This is a genomic window from Kitasatospora sp. NPDC001225 (assembly GCF_053597855.1).
Window position 1 is genome coordinate 1 of the sequence record NZ_JBSFJC010000162.1, and the last position, 15,871, is coordinate 15,871.

Consider the following 15,871-nt stretch of genomic DNA (forward strand, 5'->3'; position numbering starts at 1 on the left):
GACGCGGGGCTGCTGCGCTGAGGCCGCGGGCGGCCGTCCACTGGTGGTGAACCGGGTGGGCGGCCGCCCGCGTACTTCCGTGCGGGAAGTGGGGAATGCCCGGCCGGGTGCGTGACGGCGCACCCGGACGGGCACATTCGTGGGGTCCGGGCCGGGGCCCTAGACCAGGCTGTCCCGCCAGGCCCGGTGGAGGGCGGCGAAACGGCCGGAGCCGTCGATCAGCTCCTGTGGGGAGCCATCCTCCACGATCCGGCCCTGGTCCATCACCAGGACACGGTCGGCGATCTCCACGGTGGAGAGCCGGTGGGCGATGATCACGGCCGTCCGGCCGGCCAGCACGGTGCGCATGGCCCGCTGCACGGCCTGCTCCCCGGGGACGTCCAGCGAGCTGGTCGCCTCGTCCAGGATCAGCACCGCCGGGTCGGCCAGCAGCGCGCGGGCGAAGGCCACCAGCTGGCGCTGGCCGGCCGAGATCCGGCCGCCGCGCTTGCGCACGTCGGTGTCGAAGCCGTCCGGCAGGGCGGCGATGAACTCGTACGCGCCGATGTCCCGGGCGGCCTGCTCGACCTCCTCCCGGGTGGCGCCGGGGCGGCCGACCGCGATGTTCTCGGCGACGGTGCCGGAGAACAGGAAGGACTCCTGGGTCACCATCACGACGCCGCGCCGCAGTTCGGGGGTGGCCAGGTCGCGCAGGTCCACGCCGTCCAGCCGGATCCGGCCGTCGGTCGGGTCGTAGAAGCGGGCCAGCAGCTTGGCGACCGTGGACTTGCCCGCGCCCGTCGCGCCGACCACCGCGACCGTCTGCCCGGCGGGGATCAGCAGGTCGAAGGCCGGCAGCACCTCCTTGCCCGTCCGGTAGGCGAAGCGGGTGCCCTCGAAGGCGACCGCGCGGCCCTGGCCGGAGGCCTCCGGCAGTTCGGCGGGTTCGGCCGGCTCGGCGACGGTCGGCTCGTGGGCGAGCAGGCCGGCGATCTTCTCCAGGGCGGCGGCGGCCGACTGGTAGCTGTTCAGGAACATCGCCAGCTGGTCGACCGGGTCGAAGAGCCGGCGCAGGTAGAGCGCGAAGGCGGTGAGCACGCCCAGCTCCAGCGCGTCGTCGACGACCAGGTAGGCGCCGAGCAGCACCACGCCGGCGAACCACAGGTTGGCGGTGAGGCGGGAGAGGCCGACGTAGCGGGCGATCTCCAGCAGGCCGTCCGCGGTGGCGGTGGCGGACTGCCGGTTGACCACGGCGAAGGCGGCGTCGTTGGCCTTCTCCCGGCGGAAGGCCTGCACCGGGCGGATGCCGTTCATGGTCTCGGTGAAGCGGACGATCAGCGAGGCGGCCGAGGTGCGCGAGCGCCGGTAGACCCGGCGCGAGCGGCGGCGGAAGGAGTGGGCGATCAGGGCCAGCGGCAGGAAGGACGCCAGCGAGACCAGGCCGAGCCGCCAGTCCAGCACCACCAGCAGCACCGAGATGTAGCAGACCGACAGCAGGACCGTCAGCAGCTCCTGGAGGCCCTCGGAGAGCAGCTCGCGCAGCGCGTCGATGTCGCTGGTGGCGCGGGAGATGATCCGGCCCGAGGTGTAGCGCTCGTGGAAGTCCAGGCTGAGCCGCTGGGCGTGCCGGAAGATCCGGCCGCGCAGCTCCAGCACGATGTCCTGGTTGACCCGGGCGCTGATCTTGATGAAGACCCACTGCAGCACCGGGCTGAGCAGCGCGCAGAACAGGTAGGCCGCGACCACCGCGACCAGCGGGCCGGAGTCGTGCTCGCGCAGCGCCGGGATGCCGCGGTCCATCGCCACCGCGACCAGCAGCGGGCCGGACTGGAGCGCGGCCTGCTGGACCAGGATCACCACCATCGCGACGGTGATCCGGGCCCGGTGGGTGCGCAGCAGCGAGCGCAGCAGCGCCCGGGGCGCGCCCGGCGGGACGGGGATGTCCTCCTCGTCGGCGGGCGGCGGGGGGAGCTCCTCCTCGGCCGGCGCGACGGGTTCGGCCCGTACGGGTTCGGCGGTGGTGGTCATGCGCGCGCTCCTTCCGGTGCGAGGGGGCCGTCGGGTATCAGGGCGGCCTCGCCCGACATCAGTTCCCGGTAGTGCGCGCAGTCGCGCAGCAGTTCCTGGTGGGTGCCGACGGCCGTGATCCGGCCGTCCGCCAGCACCGCGACCCGGTCGGCGAGCAGCACGGTGCTGGGGCGGTGGGCGACGACCAGGGCGGTGGTGGTGCCGAGGACCTCGCGCAGGGCCCGCTCGACCAGGGCCTCGGTGTGCACGTCCAGGGCGGAGAGCGGGTCGTCCAGGACCAGGAAGGCCGGGTCGCCGACCACCGCGCGGGCCAGCGCGAGGCGCTGGCGCTGGCCGCCGGACAGGCTCAGGCCCTGCTCGCCGACCTCGGTGTCCGGGCCGTTCGGGAGCTTCTCGACGAAGCCGGCCTGGGCGGTGTCGAGGGCGGTGCGCAGCTGTTCCTCGCCGGCGCCCGGGGCGCCCATCAGGACGTTCTCCCGGACGGTGGCGGAGAACAGGGTGGGCTCCTCGAAGGCGACCGAGACGAGTTCGCGCAGCCGCGGCCGGGGCAGTTCGCGGATGTCCCGGCCGTCCAGCGTGATGGTGCCGGCGGTGGCCTCGTACAGCCGGGGGAGCAGGGCGGTGAGGGTGGTCTTGCCGCTGCCGGTGGCGCCGACCAGGGCCATCGTCTCGCCGCTGCGGATGTGCAGGTCGACGCCGGCCAGCAGGTCGGGGCTGCCGTCGGGGGCGTCGGGGTAGCGGAAGCGGACGCCGGTGAAGCGGATGCCGTCCGGGGCGGTGGGCGCGGCGGCGGTGCCCGGGGCGGGGGCGTCCGCCTCGGGGGTGTCCGGCTCGTCCAGCACCTCGAAGAAGCGGTCGGTGGCGGTGGCGGCCTCGTTGGCGTAGGCGAGCAGCCAGCCGAGCGACTCGACCGGCCAGCGCAGCGCGAGCGCGGTGGAGAGGAAGGCGACCAGGGTGCCGGCGCTCAGGTCGTCGTGGGCCACCAGGTAGGCGCCGACGGCGAGGGCGCCGGCGAGCGCGATCTCCGGCAGGCCGACGATGACGGCCCAGAGGTTGGCGAGCAGGTGCGCCTTGCGCAGTTCGGTGCGGCGCAGCTCCTGGGCCTGGGCGCGGAAGCGCTCGGTCATCGACCGGTGCCGGCCGAAGGCCTTGAGGATGCGGATGCCGAGGACGGACTCCTCGACCAGGGTGGCGATGTCCCCGTTCTGGTCCTGGGCGAGCCGGGCGGCGCCGGAGAAGCCGGACTCGAACCGCCGGGTGAGCACGAACAGCGGGACGACGGGCACCAGGGCGATCAGCGCGAGCCGCCAGTCCTGGGTGAACATCACCACGGTGCCGGCCAGGAACATCACCGAGTTGACGATCAGGAAGACCAGCGGGAAGGCCAGGAACAGCCGCATGGTGTACATGTCGGCGGTGGCCCGGGAGAGCAGCTGGCCGGAGCCCCAGCGGTCGTGGAAGGAGACCGGCAGCCGCTGGAGCTTGGCGAAGAGGTCCCCGCGCATCGCCGTCTCCAGCCCGGCCAGCGGGCGGGCCAGCACCACCCGGCGGGTGTAGAACAGCGCGGACTCGACCGTGCCGAGGACCAGCAGCAGGCCGACCAGCGGCCAGAGGCCGGCCAGGTCGTGCTCGGCGAGCGGGCCGTCCACGATCAGGCCGAGGACCACCGGGACGGCGAGGGTGCTGAGCATGCCGAGGGTGGCGGCCGTCACCGAGACGGCCAGCCGGCCGCGGACGGCGCGCGCGTACGGCCACAGGCGCAGCAGGGAGCGGACCGTGGAGTGCCGCGGCCCGGGCCCGGCGGAGCCGGTTCCGTCGCTCTGGGGGCTTCCCGGGGTCGGGTTCTCGGGGTCTTGTCTGTTCTCGGCCATCGCGGTGAGGGTAGGCAGACGGGCCGTCATTTCTCATCCGGTTTTTCGCCCCTGTCGGTGGCGCCCGGCGAGAACCGGCCACTCGGACGGGCGGTGCGGGCGCGAATTAGGGGGCGTGCGCTGCCATTCGTGCAGGTAGGAGTGCGCCGTGCGCCTCTTGCGGGCGCCTGCCGATGAGCCGATGACACGTCCTGTACGGATGTCCAGTGGTGCGTGAGTGACAGGAGTGCACAGATGACGGTCGAAACCGAGCCCACCCCCGGCCCCGGCTCGGCAATCGTGCAGGTACGGGCCCAGCTCAGCCTCAGCACGACCGCGGCGAGGAACCTGGCGACGACGACCAAGTCGAAGCCGCAGATGCAGGAGATCACCTCCCGCTGGCTGCTGAAGATGCTGCCGTGGGTGCAGGTCAGCGCGGGGACCTACCGGGTCAACCGGCGGCTGAGCTACGCGCCCGGGCGCGGCCGGGTGAGCTTCGCCAAGACCGGCGCCGCGGTGACGGTGATCGCCCCCTCGCTGGCGGAGGTCCCGGCGCTGCGCGGCTTCGAGGACGAGGAGGTGCTGGCCGAGCTGGCCCGCCGGTTCGTGCAGCGGGACTTCGCGCAGGGCGAGGTGCTGGTGCAGGAGGGGGCGCCGATCGAGGAGGTGTTCCTGATCGCGCACGGCAAGGTGGACCGGATCGGCACCGGCAAGTACGGCGAGGTGACGGTGCTCGGCACGCTCGCCGACGGCGACCACGTCGGCGACGAGGCGATCACCGAGGGCGGCGGCAGCTGGCCGTACACCGTGAAGGCGAGCACCTCCGGGGTCGCGATGGCGCTGTCCTGGCCGGTGCTCCAGGAGCTGATCGGCCGTTCCGAGTCGCTGCGCGAGCAACTGCTGGGCTTCGCGGCCGACGCCGCGCAGGCGCAGAACGAGCACGGCGAGGCGGAGATCGACCTCGCGGCCGGCCGGCAGGGCGAGTACGAGCTGCCCGGCGCCTTCGTGGACTACGAGTTGAGGCCGCGCGAGTACGAGCTGAGCGTCGCGCAGACCGTGCTCAAGGTGCACAGCCGGGTCGCGGACCTCTACAACCAGCCGATGAACCAGACCGAGGAGCAGCTGCGGCTGACCATCGAGGCCCTGCGGGAGCGGCAGGAGCACGAGATCATCAACAACCCGGAGTTCGGCCTGCTCGGCAACACCGACTTCGACCAGCGGATCCAGACCCGCGCCGGGGCGCCCACCCCGGACGACCTGGACGAGCTGCTGAGCATGCGCCGCGACACCGACTACCTGTTCGCCCACCCGCGCGCGATCGCGGCCTTCGAGCGGGAGTGCAACCGGGCCGGCGTCTACCCGTCCACCGTGGACGTCCTCGGCAAGCAGCGGCCGACCTGGCGCGGGGTGCCGATCTTCCCGTGCAACAAGATCCCGGTGTCCGACCAGCAGACCAGCGCGTTCATCGCGATGCGCGTCGGCGAGGACAACCAGGGCGTGGTCGGCCTGACCCAGATCGGCATCCCGGACGAGGTGGAGCCGGGCCTGAACGTCCGCTTCATGGGCATCGACGAGAAGGCGATCGCCTCCTACCTGGTGAGCACCTACTACTCGGCGGCGGTGCTGGTGCCGGACGCGATCGGCGTGCTGGAGAACGTCGAGCTCGGGCACGCCGGGAGCTGAGCCCCGGCTACGTGGCGGGGGCGGGCGCGCGCAGCAGCCGCAGCGAGCGCCCGCCCAGCACGACGGTGCCGGCCGGGGCCGGTTCGTCGGGGTGTGCGGCGGCGGTGTCGACGAGGGGCTCCCAGCCGGGGGCCGGCGCCGCCGCGGGCAGGGTGAACACCACGGGTTCGTGGCCCGCGTTGAGCAGCAGCAGGAAGCCGTCGTCGCCGATCGGCCGCCCGGCCTCGTCCCGTTCGGGCAGTGCGGAGCCGGAGAGCAGCATGCCGAGGCAGGCGGTGGGCGCGAACCAGTCGGCCTCGGTCATCTCCGTGCCGTGCGGGGTGAACCAGGTGAGGTCGGGCCGACCGCCGGGGGTGGTGGCCCGGCCGGAGAAGAACGCCCGCCGGTGCAGCACCGGGTGGTCCCGGCGCAGCCGGACCAGCCGGGCGGTGAGCGCGCACAGCTCCTGCCAGCCGGGCTGTTCCAGCAGGGACCAGTCCAGCCAGCCGACCTCGTTGTCCTGGCAGTAGGCGTTGTTGTTGCCGCCCTGGGTGCGGCCGAGTTCGTCCCCGGCGGTGAGCATCGGGACGCCGGCGGAGAGCAGCAGGGTGGCCGTCAGGTTGCGCAGTTGGCGCAGGCGCAGCCGGTTGACCTGCTCGTCGGTGGTCTCGCCCTCGGCGCCGTGGTTCCAGGAGCGGTTGTCGTCGGTGCCGTCCCGGTTGTCCTCGCCGTTGGCCTCGTTGTGCTTGCGGTCGTAGGAGACCAGGTCGCGCAGGGTGAAACCGTCGTGCGCCGTCACGTAGTTGACCGAGGCGTACGGGCGGCGGCCGGCCCGCTGGTAGAGGTCGGAGGAGCCGGAGAGGCGGTAGCCGAGTTCGCGGACGTCCGGGCGGGCGCCGCGCCAGAAGTCCCGGACGGTGTCGCGGTACTTGTCGTTCCACTCGGCCCACAGCGGGGGGAAGCCGCCGACCTGGTAGCCGCCGGGGCCGACGTCCCAGGGTTCGGCGATCAGCTTCACCCGGTTCAGCACCGGGTCCTGGGCGACGGCGGCGAGGAAGGGGTGGTCGGTGTCGACGGCGTCGCCGCCGTTCGTGCCGCCGCGGGCCAGGGCGGCGGCCAGGTCGAAGCGGAAGCCGTCCACGCCCATCTCGGTGACCCAGTACCGCAGCGAGTCGGTGACCAGCCGGATCACCTGGGGGCGGCGGGTGTCCAGGGTGTTGCCGCAGCCGGTGTAGTCGGCGTAGCCGCGCGGGCGGTTGGGCGGGAGGCGGTAGTAGGCGGCGTTGTCGATGCCGCGGAGGCTGAGCGAGGGGCCGAGTTCGGCGCCCTCGGCGGTGTGGTTGAACACCACGTCCAGGATCACCTCGATCCCGGCGGCGTGCAGGGCGCGGACCATCCGTTTGAACTCGCCGACCTGGCCGCCGCGGGAGCCGGAGGCGGAGTAGCCGGCGTGCGGGGCGAAGTAGCCGATCGTGTTGTAGCCCCAGTAGTTGACCAGGCCGCGGGCCTGGAGGTGGTCCTCGCTGGCGTACTGGTGCACCGGCAGCAGTTCGACGGCCGTCACCCCGAGGCGGGTGAGGTGGGCGAGGGCGGCGGGGTGGGCGAGGCCGGCGTAGGTGCCGCGCAGGGGCGGGGGGACGTCGGGGTGGCGCATGGTGAAGCCGCGCACGTGCAGCTCGTAGAGGACGGTCTCGGCCCACGGGGTCTTCGGGCGGCGGTCGTCGGACCAGTCGTCCTCGTCGTGGACGACCACGGACCTGGGCACGTACGGCGCGGAGTCGCGGTTGTCCCGGACGGTGTCGGCGACGTCCGCCTCGGGCCAGTTGCGGACGGCCGCGCAGGCGGCGTCGTGGGAGGTGTAACAGCCGTCGACGGCGCGGGCGTACGGGTCGAGCAGCAGCTTGGCGGGGTTCCAGCGGGCGCCGGTCCACGGGTCCCAGCGGCCGTGCACGCGGTAGCCGTAGCGGGTGCCGGGGCGCACGCCGGGGAGGAAGCCGTGCCAGACCTGGACGTCCTGTTCGGTGAGGTGGTGGCGGGTCTCCTGGCCGTCCTCGTCGAACAGGCACAGTTCGACGGCTTCGGCGGCGGGGGCCCAGAGGGCGAAGTTGGTGCCTCGCCGGCCCGTGCGGTCCAGGTGGTAGCGGGCGCCGAGGGGTTGGCAGCTGCCGGGGTTCAGCTGCTGTTCTGACGCCATGGCGGGGGCCTCCCTGGGCGGGGTGTTCTGGGTCCATTCACCTTCTCTTTCCCGGAATGTGTTGGCCGGAAGCGGTCCGGGGTTTCGGGAGCGGGGGTTTCGGGGGCGGCGTGTCTTCGTTGGGAGGGTTCTCGTTGTTCCGGGCATCGGACTTGAACAGTGGGAGGGCCCCGGGATGCGGCGCCGTGGACGGGTGTGGGCGCGGGGCGTGGCGGCGGTGGCCTGCTGCGTGGCGGTCCTGGCGGGGTGCGGCGGGCCTCCGGGCGTGCCGGACGGGGACGCGGTGGGGCCGGGCGGGCGTACGGCCCCGGCGGCGCCCTCGCGGGCGGTGCTCTCGGTGCAGCCGGTGGACGGGGCTCAGGACGTGCGGCCCGAGGGGGCCGTCCGGGTGACGGTGGCGCAGGGGCGGCTGGTCTCGGTGCGGCTGGCGGACGGGAAGGGCACGGAGGTGCCGGGCACGATCGCGGCCGACGGCGGCGAGTGGGCGCCGGACGGGCCGCTGCCGCTCGGGACGGCCTTCACGGTGGACTCCGTGGCGGAGGACGACCAGGGGCAGCGGGCGGCGCAGCACTCGGCGTTCACGACCGTCACCCCGACGCACACCTTCGTGGCGTTCTTCACCCCGGAGGACGGTTCCACGGTCGGGGTCGGGATGCCGGTCTCGCTGCGGTTCAGCCGTCCGATCACCGACCGGGCGGCGGTGGAGAAGGCGGTGCAGGTCACCGCCGATCCGCCGGTGCCGGTGGCCGCGCACTGGTTCGACGGGCAGCGGCTGGACTTCCGCCCGCAGGCGTACTGGGCGGCCGGGACGAGGGTCACGGTGGCGCTGCGGCTGAAGGACGTGCAGGGCGCGCCGGGGGAGTACGGCACCCAGAGCCGGGAGCTGCACTTCACCGTCGGGCGGGCGCAGGTCTCCACCGTCGACCTGGACGCCCACACCCTGACCGTCCGGGCGGGGCAGGGCGGCAAGGTGGTCCGGGTGCTCAAGGTCTCCGGCGGCAGCCGGGACCACTCCACCTACCGGGGGGTGATGGTGGTGTCGGAGAAGTACAAGGTGACCAGGATGAACTCGCAGACCGTCGGCATGGGCGACGAGTACGACATCAAGGACGTCCCGCACGCGATGCGGCTGACCGCCTCCGGCACCTTCGTGCACGGCAACTACTGGGCGGACCCGGGGGTGTTCGGCTCGGCGAACACTAGTCACGGCTGCATCGGGCTCTCCGACGCCAAGGGCGGGGCGAGCAAGGACTCCCCGGCGGGCTGGCTGTTCGAGCACACCCTGGAGGGGGACGTGCTGGAGGTGAAGGCCTCGTCCGGGGACTTCGTGCCGCCGCAGAACGGGCTGAACGGCTGGAACGTGCCGTGGGAGCAGTGGGTGGCGGGGAGCGCGCTGGGCCGGGGGGCGGCGGCCACCGCGTCCGCTTCGGCGGCTCCTCCGTCGGCTTCGGCGCTGCCGTAAGTCCCGTTCGCCCGTTACGTCCTGTCTTCACCACGGTTTCACGCCCGCGTCAACCGACTCCTCTCAGGTTTCACTCGGACGGCTTAGCTATCCTGCTCCGGCGCGCCCGCAGCCCGGCCCGGAAAGATCCACGTCCGGTGCAACTCACGGGGGCACTCAACGCGTCAAGAGAGTGAATACCGGGAGGGGAGAAACCGTGAAGACGGGGAAGACGGCCGGCACCGCGATACGCACCACCAACCGCTACGGGCGGAAGAGTGCGATGGCGCTGGTCATGGGCGGGGTACTGCTGCTCACCGCGGCCTGTGGCGACGACAAGGGCAGTGGTTCGGGCGGTACGGGGGGTTCGGGCGGCGGCAGCGCGGCCTCGGCCGCGGCGGACGGGGGCGGGTCGGCCACGCCGAAGCCCTCGGCCGCGGTGCTGGCCGTGGAGCCGAAGGACGGTGCCCTGGACGTCCCGCCGAACGGGCTGCAGGTGTCCGTCTCGAACGGCAAGCTGACGACGGTCGAGGTGACCGACAAGGACGGCAAGCCGGTCGAGGGCGCGATCACCCCGGACGGCTCCGGCTGGAAGCCCGCGGGCGCGCTCGCGGTCGGCATGGCGTACAAGGTGAACGCCCAGGCGAAGGACGGCGAGGGCCTGGTGGCCGCGTCCACCACCTCGTTCACCACGCTGACGCCGGAGAAGAAGATCTCCACCAACGACAACATCAGCGACGGCGCCACCTACGGCGTCGGCATGATCGTCTCGGTGAACTTCAACAAGGACGTCAAGAACAAGGACGCCGTCGTCAAGGGCATCTCCATCGAGAGCAGCAACGGCACCGTGGTGAAGGGCCACTGGTTCGGCGACCGCCGGGTGGACTTCCGTCCGGAGGCGTACTGGGCGCCGGGCACCAAGGTGACCGTCAAGTACCGGCTGAAGAACGTCGAGGTCGCCCCCGGCATCTACGGCGACGTGGACAAGGACGAGCCGTTCACCATCGGCCGGTCGATGGTCTCCACCGCGGACGCCAAGGCGCACCAGATGACCGTCGAGCGGGACGGCAAGAGCACCACCCTGCCGGTCACCCTCGGCGCGGACGCCACGCCGTCCTGGGGCGGGACGATGGTGGTCATGTCCAAGGAGAAGGTCACCCGGATGAACTCGCAGACCGTCGGTCTCGGCGGCGAGTACGACATCCAGGACGTGCCGCACGCGATGCGGCTGACCACCTCCGGCACCTTCGTGCACGGCAACTACTGGGCCAGCCCGTTCGGCAAGACCAACGCCAGCCACGGCTGCGTGTCGATGCAGGACGTGAAGGGCGGCAGCGACTCCTCCGTCGCCGGCAAGTTCTTCAACGACTCGATGATCGGTGACCCGATCAAGGTCGTGAACACCAAGGAGAAGACCGTCGCGCCCTCCAACGGGCTCGGCGGCTGGAACGTCGACTGGGCCGCCTGGTAGGCCCCTTCGGCGTCTGTCGTCCGTCGTGCGGCCCGGTCCTCACTCGTTGGGGTCGGGCCGCCGCGGTTTCCGGGGCGAGCAGCCCCGCGCATGGCGCAACCTTTCCGGTGGCCGGTTGCGTATACCGGTCGGGTCCGTCGGGTCCACGGGGAGTTTCTCGGATCTTCTGAGGGAGGGAATCGACGATGAGGTCGATACGCAGAGTGGTGGCCGTCGGTCTGGTCGGCGGGGCGATGGCGCTGACGGCCGCCTGTGGTGGGGGCAGCGGGGCAAACGGGGGGAACGGGGGCGGGGGGAGCGCGGCCAAGGCCGATCTGGCGGCCGGCGCGGCGAGCGCCAAGCCCACGGAGGCGGCGCCCAGCAGCAAGACGCCGAAGGTCTCCACGGCCGCGGTGAGCATCGAGCCCAAGGCCGGCTCGGTGGACGTGGCGCCGAACGCGCTCAAGGTCGGCGCGACCGGGGGCAAGCTGACCACCGTCAAGGTGAGCGACAAGAGCGGCAAGGAGGTCCCCGGGACGATCTCCGCCGACGGCGCCTCCTGGACGCCCACGGCGGGCCTGGAGGTGGGCACCGCCTACCGGGTCAGCGCGATGGCCGCGGACGCCGACGGCGCGGTCGCCACGGCGGACAGCGACTTCACCACGCTGACCCCGACGGCGCTCGCCAAGGCCTCGGACAACGTGGACGACAACGCCACCTACGGCGTCGGCATGATCGTCTCGGTGAACTTCAGCAAGGACGTGAAGAACCGGGACGAGGTCGCCCGCGGCATCAGCTTCGAGACCAGCAACGGCACCGTGGTCAAGGGCCATTGGTTCGGCGACCGCCGGCTGGACTTCCGCCCCGAGCAGTACTGGGCGCCGGACACCAAGGTGACCGTCAAGTACCGGCTGAAGAGCGTCGAGATCGCCCCCGGGGTGTACGGCGCGGACCGGGACGAGCCCTTCACGATCGGGCGGTCCCAGATTTCGACGGTTGACGCCGCTGCGCACAAGATGACGGTCGTACAGGGTGGCCAGTCGAGCGAGATCGACATCAGCGCCGGCGCACCCGAACACCCCACCTGGAACGGCACGATGGTGGTGATGTCCAAGGAGGGCGTGGTGCGGATGCAGTCCAGCAGCATGCCCGGCATGACCGGCGCGCCGTACGACCTCCAGGTCCCGCACTCGATGCGGCTCACCGACTCCGGCACGTACGTGCACGGCAACTACTGGAGCAGCAGCAGGACCTTCGGCGAGGACAACGTCAGCCACGGCTGCGTGGGCCTCAAGGACGTCGAGGGCGGCGGCTCCGGCACGTCGGCGGGCAAGTTCTACGACGGCTCGCTGATCGGTGACGTGATGATCGTGAAGAACTCGATCAGGAAGGAGACGCTCGACCCGTCGAACGGGCTGAGCGGCTGGAACGTCCCGTGGAGCGCCTGGTAAACCGCCGCTGAGGTGGGGGAGGGGTCAACCCGGGATTGACGGAAGTCGGCCCGGGGGGACCCCTTCTTGCATCCGGCATATGCCGACGCGGAGAGATCGTTTGCTCATTGTCCGTACGCGGCTGCTTGCGTTCCGCAATGATGGTCCGCATGGCGGGTTGGGGCGAAGCAGATCAGTCATTGGTTTCCGGGGCCGGCGTGGTCGCCGAAGTGTCCTGGATCGACGTCCAGGGCGGCGGGCTCTCGGCGTTGGAGCGGCTCACCTCCGCGGAGCTGGAGGAGATGTATTCCAGCAGACTGTGCGACCAGTCCGCGCCCAACGAGGTACGGCTGCCCTCCCGGCCGGAGTCGGGCCCGGTGGCCCGTCGGCTGGTGCTCTCGGTCCTGGAGTCCTGGGAGCTCCACCAGCACCTGGAGGCCGGGGAACTGCTCACCAGCGAGCTGGTGTCCAACGCGGTGCGGCACGCGGCCGGCCGCACCATCGGACTGCACGTCAGCCGCAAGCCCGGCTGGCTCCGGATCGAGGTCCGGGACTCCTCCCGGGCGCTGCCCTGCATGATCCTCGCCGAGGCCCAGCCGGTGAACGAGCGCGGGCGGGGGCTGAGGGTCGTCGACGACCTCGCCGACCGCTGGGGCGCCGACCTGCTGCCGCGGGGCAAGGGTGTCTGGTTCGAGCTGAAGGTGCGCGAGCGGGGCTGAGGCGTCCGGCCGGTCGGCGTTTTTTGTGGGGAAACGCGCAGGGCCCCCGGATTCGCCGTGGTCCGGCGGGCGGGGGCCCTTGCAAGTCATCGCGCCGGCCAAGGGGGTGCGTGCCGCGCGATGGGCGTCGGCAGTGCCAGGTCGGGCCCGCCGAAGTCATCAACCCAGGGCGGCGTGCGGTGTCGCCCGCCGTTGGGCTGCTTCGACTATCGCACGGATCTCAGCATGCGGGCAAACCAGATGACTTCGAATGCAAGGCATGTTACGTAGTTCACCTTTGGATTTTGCATAGGTTAACGCTGCCGCCTGTGAATATTCATGATCACGGGCCTGCTTGCCTGTGACGGCGAGGTCTGCCGGGGCTCGGCGTCAAGGGGCTCGCAGGGGGAGGGGCGGGGCGCTGTCCCGCCGGAGTGCGCCCCTGGCGCGGGCGGCGTGGCGGTGGACGGCGGCCGGGGAGAGGGTGCCGGGGCGGGGTGGTGCGGCCGGTGGGGCGCCGGGGGTGCTGCGGCAGGCGCGGCAGAGGCCGCCGAGGAGGGCGTGCGGGCGACAGGGGGTGCGGCAGTCGGTGCACTCGGGGATGGGGACCGGCTGCGGGGGACGCGGGGCCTGCGGACGTTCGGGTGGCAGCTTGTCGATCAGACGGCGCCGGGTGAAGCCCGCCGGGCTGTGGATGTCCGGCGGCAGGTTCGCGGTGAGCGCGGCGGTGAAGAGGGGGAGCGTGGTCCCCCGGTCCAGCCACTCGGCGGCCAGCGGTTCGAGCGCGGCGCAGTCGGCGGCGGAGAGGGCGAGGCGGGGGTCGACCAGGCCGAGGCCGGCGAGGGCGGCGTAGGCGGCCGAGGTGGGGGAGGTGCGGTTGAGCGTTCGCTCCCTGGGGGGATCGGGTGCGGCGGGCGTTGACGCCTCCCCGGTGGAGAGGAAGTGCGCCCACCAGCCGTCGGAGCGGGGCGTCCGGGAGAAGTAGGTGCGGAAGACCCAGCGGCACTGGCGGGAGTCGAGGCGCTCACGGACGCGACGCAGGTGACCTGCGGTGGAGAGCTTGGTGAGGGCCGAGCGGCAGGCCATCTGCCCGTAGTGGGGCTGGAGGACGGCGAGGGTCTTCGCGTCCATGGCGGCGCCGTCGGGGAGATGGTCGATGAGCGAGGCGAGGTAGGCCTCGCGGGCCGGGAGGTGGGCGAAGTCGCGCGCGGAGCGGGGGAGTTGCTCCGGGGCGGACTGCTTGCCGTACCCAGGGGTGGCCATGGCGGTAGAGTCGTGGGTAGCCACAGGATCGAGCTCGCATTTCGATCGTGCCGGTCAGACCCCCGTTCGGTGTTGGTAGCACCGGCGGGGGTTGTTTCGTTGGTGCGCACGCTACACGGGGGAACCGGCTGTGGTGTAGTCGTGACGATAAGTCATATGTGCTGCGTACGGGAGTGGTTGGGAGGTAGTTACCTCACCGTTCCATTAAGGGGTCACTCGGCTCGTGTCACTTGAGCTTCGGCGGCGAAGGTGACAAAGGCGGACCAGGCCTCGGGGGAGAAGGTGAGGGTCGGGCCGGCCTTGTCCTTGGAGTCGCGGATGTGGATGGTGGAGGGGGAGGAGGCTACCTCGACACAGGCTCCGCCGTTGTCGTCGCTGTAGCTGGATTTGAACCAGCCGACTTCGGCACTCATAGCTCCTCCGAGACTTTCCTGATGAACTCTACGGACTCCTCGATACTGAGGGCTTGCGTGCGGATCATTCCATGCCGCTGCCTGAGGACGTTCACCTTGTCCGCATCGGTGTGCAGCACCCCGGTTCGGTGCCCTTCCACGTAGGCCAGCTGCTCATTGTTGGCCGTCTCCAGCAGGATGATGGGGCCGCCGAGGGCGGGGTATGCCGCACGATCTGCAGGAAGCACTTGGATCGCGACGTTCCGCAGGCTGCTCATGTCGATGATGTGCGCGAGTTGCCTCTTCATTAGCCCTGCGCTGCCGACCTTTGCCCGCAACGCAGCCTCGTAGATCACGAAACCGAACAGCACCGTCGGCGAGTTCGCCAGCTTCTCCTGGCGTTGCATTCGGCCCGCGACGCGCGCTTCGACGGTCTCGTCGTCCAGGGGCGGACAGGCGTGACTGATCAGCTCTCGGGCGTACTCCTCTGTCTGGAGCAGTCCCGGGATAAGCAGGGCTTCGTAGGTGTGGATCGCGATTGCGTCGGCTTCGGCATCCGTGTAGCCCTGTGAATAGGACGGAAACTTCTCGGGTGCCAGGAACGCAGCCGCTCCCAGCAGCATCCCCTTCGCATCACACAGATCATCTGCCGCCTGGAGCAACTTGAGCGTCGGCTTCCGCCGCCCCGCCTCCATCGACCGCACGCTCTCGACGTCGTAGGAGGCCGCCCTGCTCAGCTGCTCCCGGGTCACGCCCGCCGTCGCGCGCCACCGCTTGAGCTGATCACCGCAGTACTTCCACGCCATGGGGTTCTCTTTCGGCGCGCTCACGATCCCGCGCTCCTCCCTGCCCTGGTCACAGGGCGGTTCAAGCTCTCGTTGTACCTGCGGTGTAACTGCTGAGGCTATGCCCGGCTGCCGACGCTTGAAGGGTGAAAAGGCCGAACTCAGCTCTCCCGAGTGACGCCGTCCGTACACACCCCTCAAGGACCCTGATGCTCACTCAGCCCGCCGATGTCGTCGAGTGGATGTTCCCCCGGCTCCCCCGCAGCGCCGGCCGTGCCCGTATCCGGTTCATCCGGCAGGTCTTCGAGTGGGAGGTGCCCATCGACTCCGCCGAGACCGGGCTGATCCTCCTCAGCGAACTCGTCACCAACGCCTGCCGCCACGCCCGTTCCCCGCGTGACCGGATGATCGGTGTCCGGATCCTCCTCCCCACCGACTCCCTGCTCCGGATCGAGGTCTCGGACGCGAACTCCACCCTCCCGACCCCGTGCGAGGCCACCCCGGACGACGAGTCCGGCCGGGGCCTCGAACTCGTCGCCGCCCTGGCCACCTCGTGGGGCGCCCACCTGCGCGGTGACGGCTACATCGGCAAGACCGTCTGGTGCGAGTGCGCCCTGAAAGCGCCTGGTTGTATCCCTGGCATAGCCGGGAGGAATTCGGAGGTTATTCCTGGGCCCAATGGCTTACCTGGCGTCGAAA

Annotated in this window: 12 protein-coding genes; 6 read left to right on the top strand and 6 right to left on the bottom strand. The window is 71.4% G+C overall.

The features are described 5' to 3' along the window. Nucleotides 1-159: 159 nt before the first annotated feature. Together ACWDCZ_RS34375 and ACWDCZ_RS34380 are read right to left on the bottom strand one after the other, a co-directional pair. Nucleotides 160-2,007: an ABC transporter ATP-binding protein gene (locus ACWDCZ_RS34375; protein WP_074001468.1), complete on the bottom strand. Its 1,848-nt coding sequence runs from the start codon at nt 2,005-2,007 to the stop codon at nt 160-162. After that, nucleotides 2,004-3,878: an ABC transporter ATP-binding protein gene (locus ACWDCZ_RS34380; RefSeq protein ID WP_449817914.1), complete on the bottom strand. Its 1,875-nt coding sequence runs from the start codon at nt 3,876-3,878 to the stop codon at nt 2,004-2,006. The genes ACWDCZ_RS34375 and ACWDCZ_RS34380 overlap by 4 nt, the downstream gene beginning before the upstream one ends. Nucleotides 3,879-4,112: 234 nt before the next feature. On the opposite strand from ACWDCZ_RS34380, the gene ACWDCZ_RS34385 reads away from it, so the two are divergent. Beyond that, complete coding sequence (locus ACWDCZ_RS34385; RefSeq protein WP_074001470.1) at nt 4,113-5,540, top strand: family 2B encapsulin nanocompartment shell protein; 1,428 nt, start codon at nt 4,113-4,115, stop codon at nt 5,538-5,540. 7 nt (nt 5,541-5,547) lie between these two features. On the opposite strand, the gene glgX is transcribed toward ACWDCZ_RS34385, so the two are convergent. Then, the gene (gene glgX, locus ACWDCZ_RS34390) at nt 5,548-7,713 is read right to left on the bottom strand and encodes a glycogen debranching protein GlgX (RefSeq protein WP_449817915.1); all 2,166 of its coding nucleotides are present in this window, start codon (nt 7,711-7,713) and stop codon (nt 5,548-5,550) included. 175 nt (nt 7,714-7,888) lie between these two features. Here glgX and ACWDCZ_RS34395 point away from each other — a divergent pair, with 175 nt between their 5' ends. The 4 genes from ACWDCZ_RS34395 to ACWDCZ_RS34410 all read left to right on the top strand — a co-directional run bounded on the left by ACWDCZ_RS34395 (nt 7,889) and on the right by ACWDCZ_RS34410 (nt 12,753). Then, entirely contained in the window at nt 7,889-9,175 is a 1,287-nt protein-coding gene (locus ACWDCZ_RS34395) for a L,D-transpeptidase (protein WP_449817916.1), read from the top strand. Nucleotides 9,176-9,371: 196 nt separating this feature from the next. After that, entirely contained in the window at nt 9,372-10,625 is a 1,254-nt protein-coding gene (locus tag ACWDCZ_RS34400; RefSeq protein ID WP_234348164.1) for a L,D-transpeptidase, read from the top strand. 185 nt (nt 10,626-10,810) lie between these two features. Further along, nucleotides 10,811-12,055, top strand: a complete 1,245-nt coding sequence (locus tag ACWDCZ_RS34405) for a L,D-transpeptidase (RefSeq protein WP_449817917.1) — start codon at nt 10,811-10,813, stop codon at nt 12,053-12,055. 149 nt (nt 12,056-12,204) lie between these two features. Next, nucleotides 12,205-12,753, top strand: a complete 549-nt coding sequence (locus tag ACWDCZ_RS34410; RefSeq protein ID WP_079271892.1) for an ATP-binding protein — start codon at nt 12,205-12,207, stop codon at nt 12,751-12,753. 369 nt (nt 12,754-13,122) lie between these two features. Here ACWDCZ_RS34410 and ACWDCZ_RS34415 read toward each other — a convergent pair whose 3' ends face one another. From ACWDCZ_RS34415 to ACWDCZ_RS34425, 3 genes are all read right to left on the bottom strand, one after another. Further along, entirely contained in the window at nt 13,123-13,995 is an 873-nt protein-coding gene (locus ACWDCZ_RS34415; RefSeq protein WP_449817918.1) for a hypothetical protein, read from the bottom strand. A 212-nt stretch (nt 13,996-14,207) separates the two neighbouring features. After that, nucleotides 14,208-14,408, bottom strand: coding sequence for a DUF397 domain-containing protein (locus ACWDCZ_RS34420; RefSeq protein ID WP_375876966.1), 201 nt, complete (start codon nt 14,406-14,408; stop codon nt 14,208-14,210). After that, nucleotides 14,405-15,217: a helix-turn-helix domain-containing protein gene (locus ACWDCZ_RS34425; protein ID WP_259316735.1), complete on the bottom strand. Its 813-nt coding sequence runs from the start codon at nt 15,215-15,217 to the stop codon at nt 14,405-14,407. The genes ACWDCZ_RS34420 and ACWDCZ_RS34425 overlap by 4 nt, the downstream gene beginning before the upstream one ends. Nucleotides 15,218-15,381: 164 nt before the next feature. On the opposite strand from ACWDCZ_RS34425, the gene ACWDCZ_RS34430 reads away from it, so the two are divergent. Then, on the top strand, nt 15,382-15,871 hold a 490-nt coding region (locus tag ACWDCZ_RS34430; RefSeq protein ID WP_449817919.1), incomplete at its 3' end, for an ATP-binding protein.

What these genes read in the sequence shown, in the direction of transcription:
- ACWDCZ_RS34385 (WP_074001470.1), top strand. Translation starts at nt 4,113, where the DNA reads ATGACGGTCGAAACCGAGCCCACCCCCGGCCCCGGCTCGGCAATCGTG.
- ACWDCZ_RS34380 (WP_449817914.1), bottom strand. Translation starts at nt 3,878, where the DNA reads ATGGCCGAGAACAGACAAGACCCCGAGAACCCGACCCCGGGAAGCCCC.
- ACWDCZ_RS34410 (WP_079271892.1), top strand. Translation starts at nt 12,205, where the DNA reads ATGGCGGGTTGGGGCGAAGCAGATCAGTCATTGGTTTCCGGGGCCGGC.
- ACWDCZ_RS34405 (WP_449817917.1), top strand. Translation starts at nt 10,811, where the DNA reads ATGAGGTCGATACGCAGAGTGGTGGCCGTCGGTCTGGTCGGCGGGGCG.
- ACWDCZ_RS34420 (WP_375876966.1), bottom strand. Translation starts at nt 14,408, where the DNA reads ATGAGTGCCGAAGTCGGCTGGTTCAAATCCAGCTACAGCGACGACAAC.
- ACWDCZ_RS34375 (WP_074001468.1), bottom strand. Translation starts at nt 2,007, where the DNA reads ATGACCACCACCGCCGAACCCGTACGGGCCGAACCCGTCGCGCCGGCC.
- ACWDCZ_RS34415 (WP_449817918.1), bottom strand. Translation starts at nt 13,995, where the DNA reads ATGGCCACCCCTGGGTACGGCAAGCAGTCCGCCCCGGAGCAACTCCCC.
- glgX (WP_449817915.1), bottom strand. Translation starts at nt 7,713, where the DNA reads ATGGCGTCAGAACAGCAGCTGAACCCCGGCAGCTGCCAACCCCTCGGC.
- ACWDCZ_RS34395 (WP_449817916.1), top strand. Translation starts at nt 7,889, where the DNA reads ATGCGGCGCCGTGGACGGGTGTGGGCGCGGGGCGTGGCGGCGGTGGCC.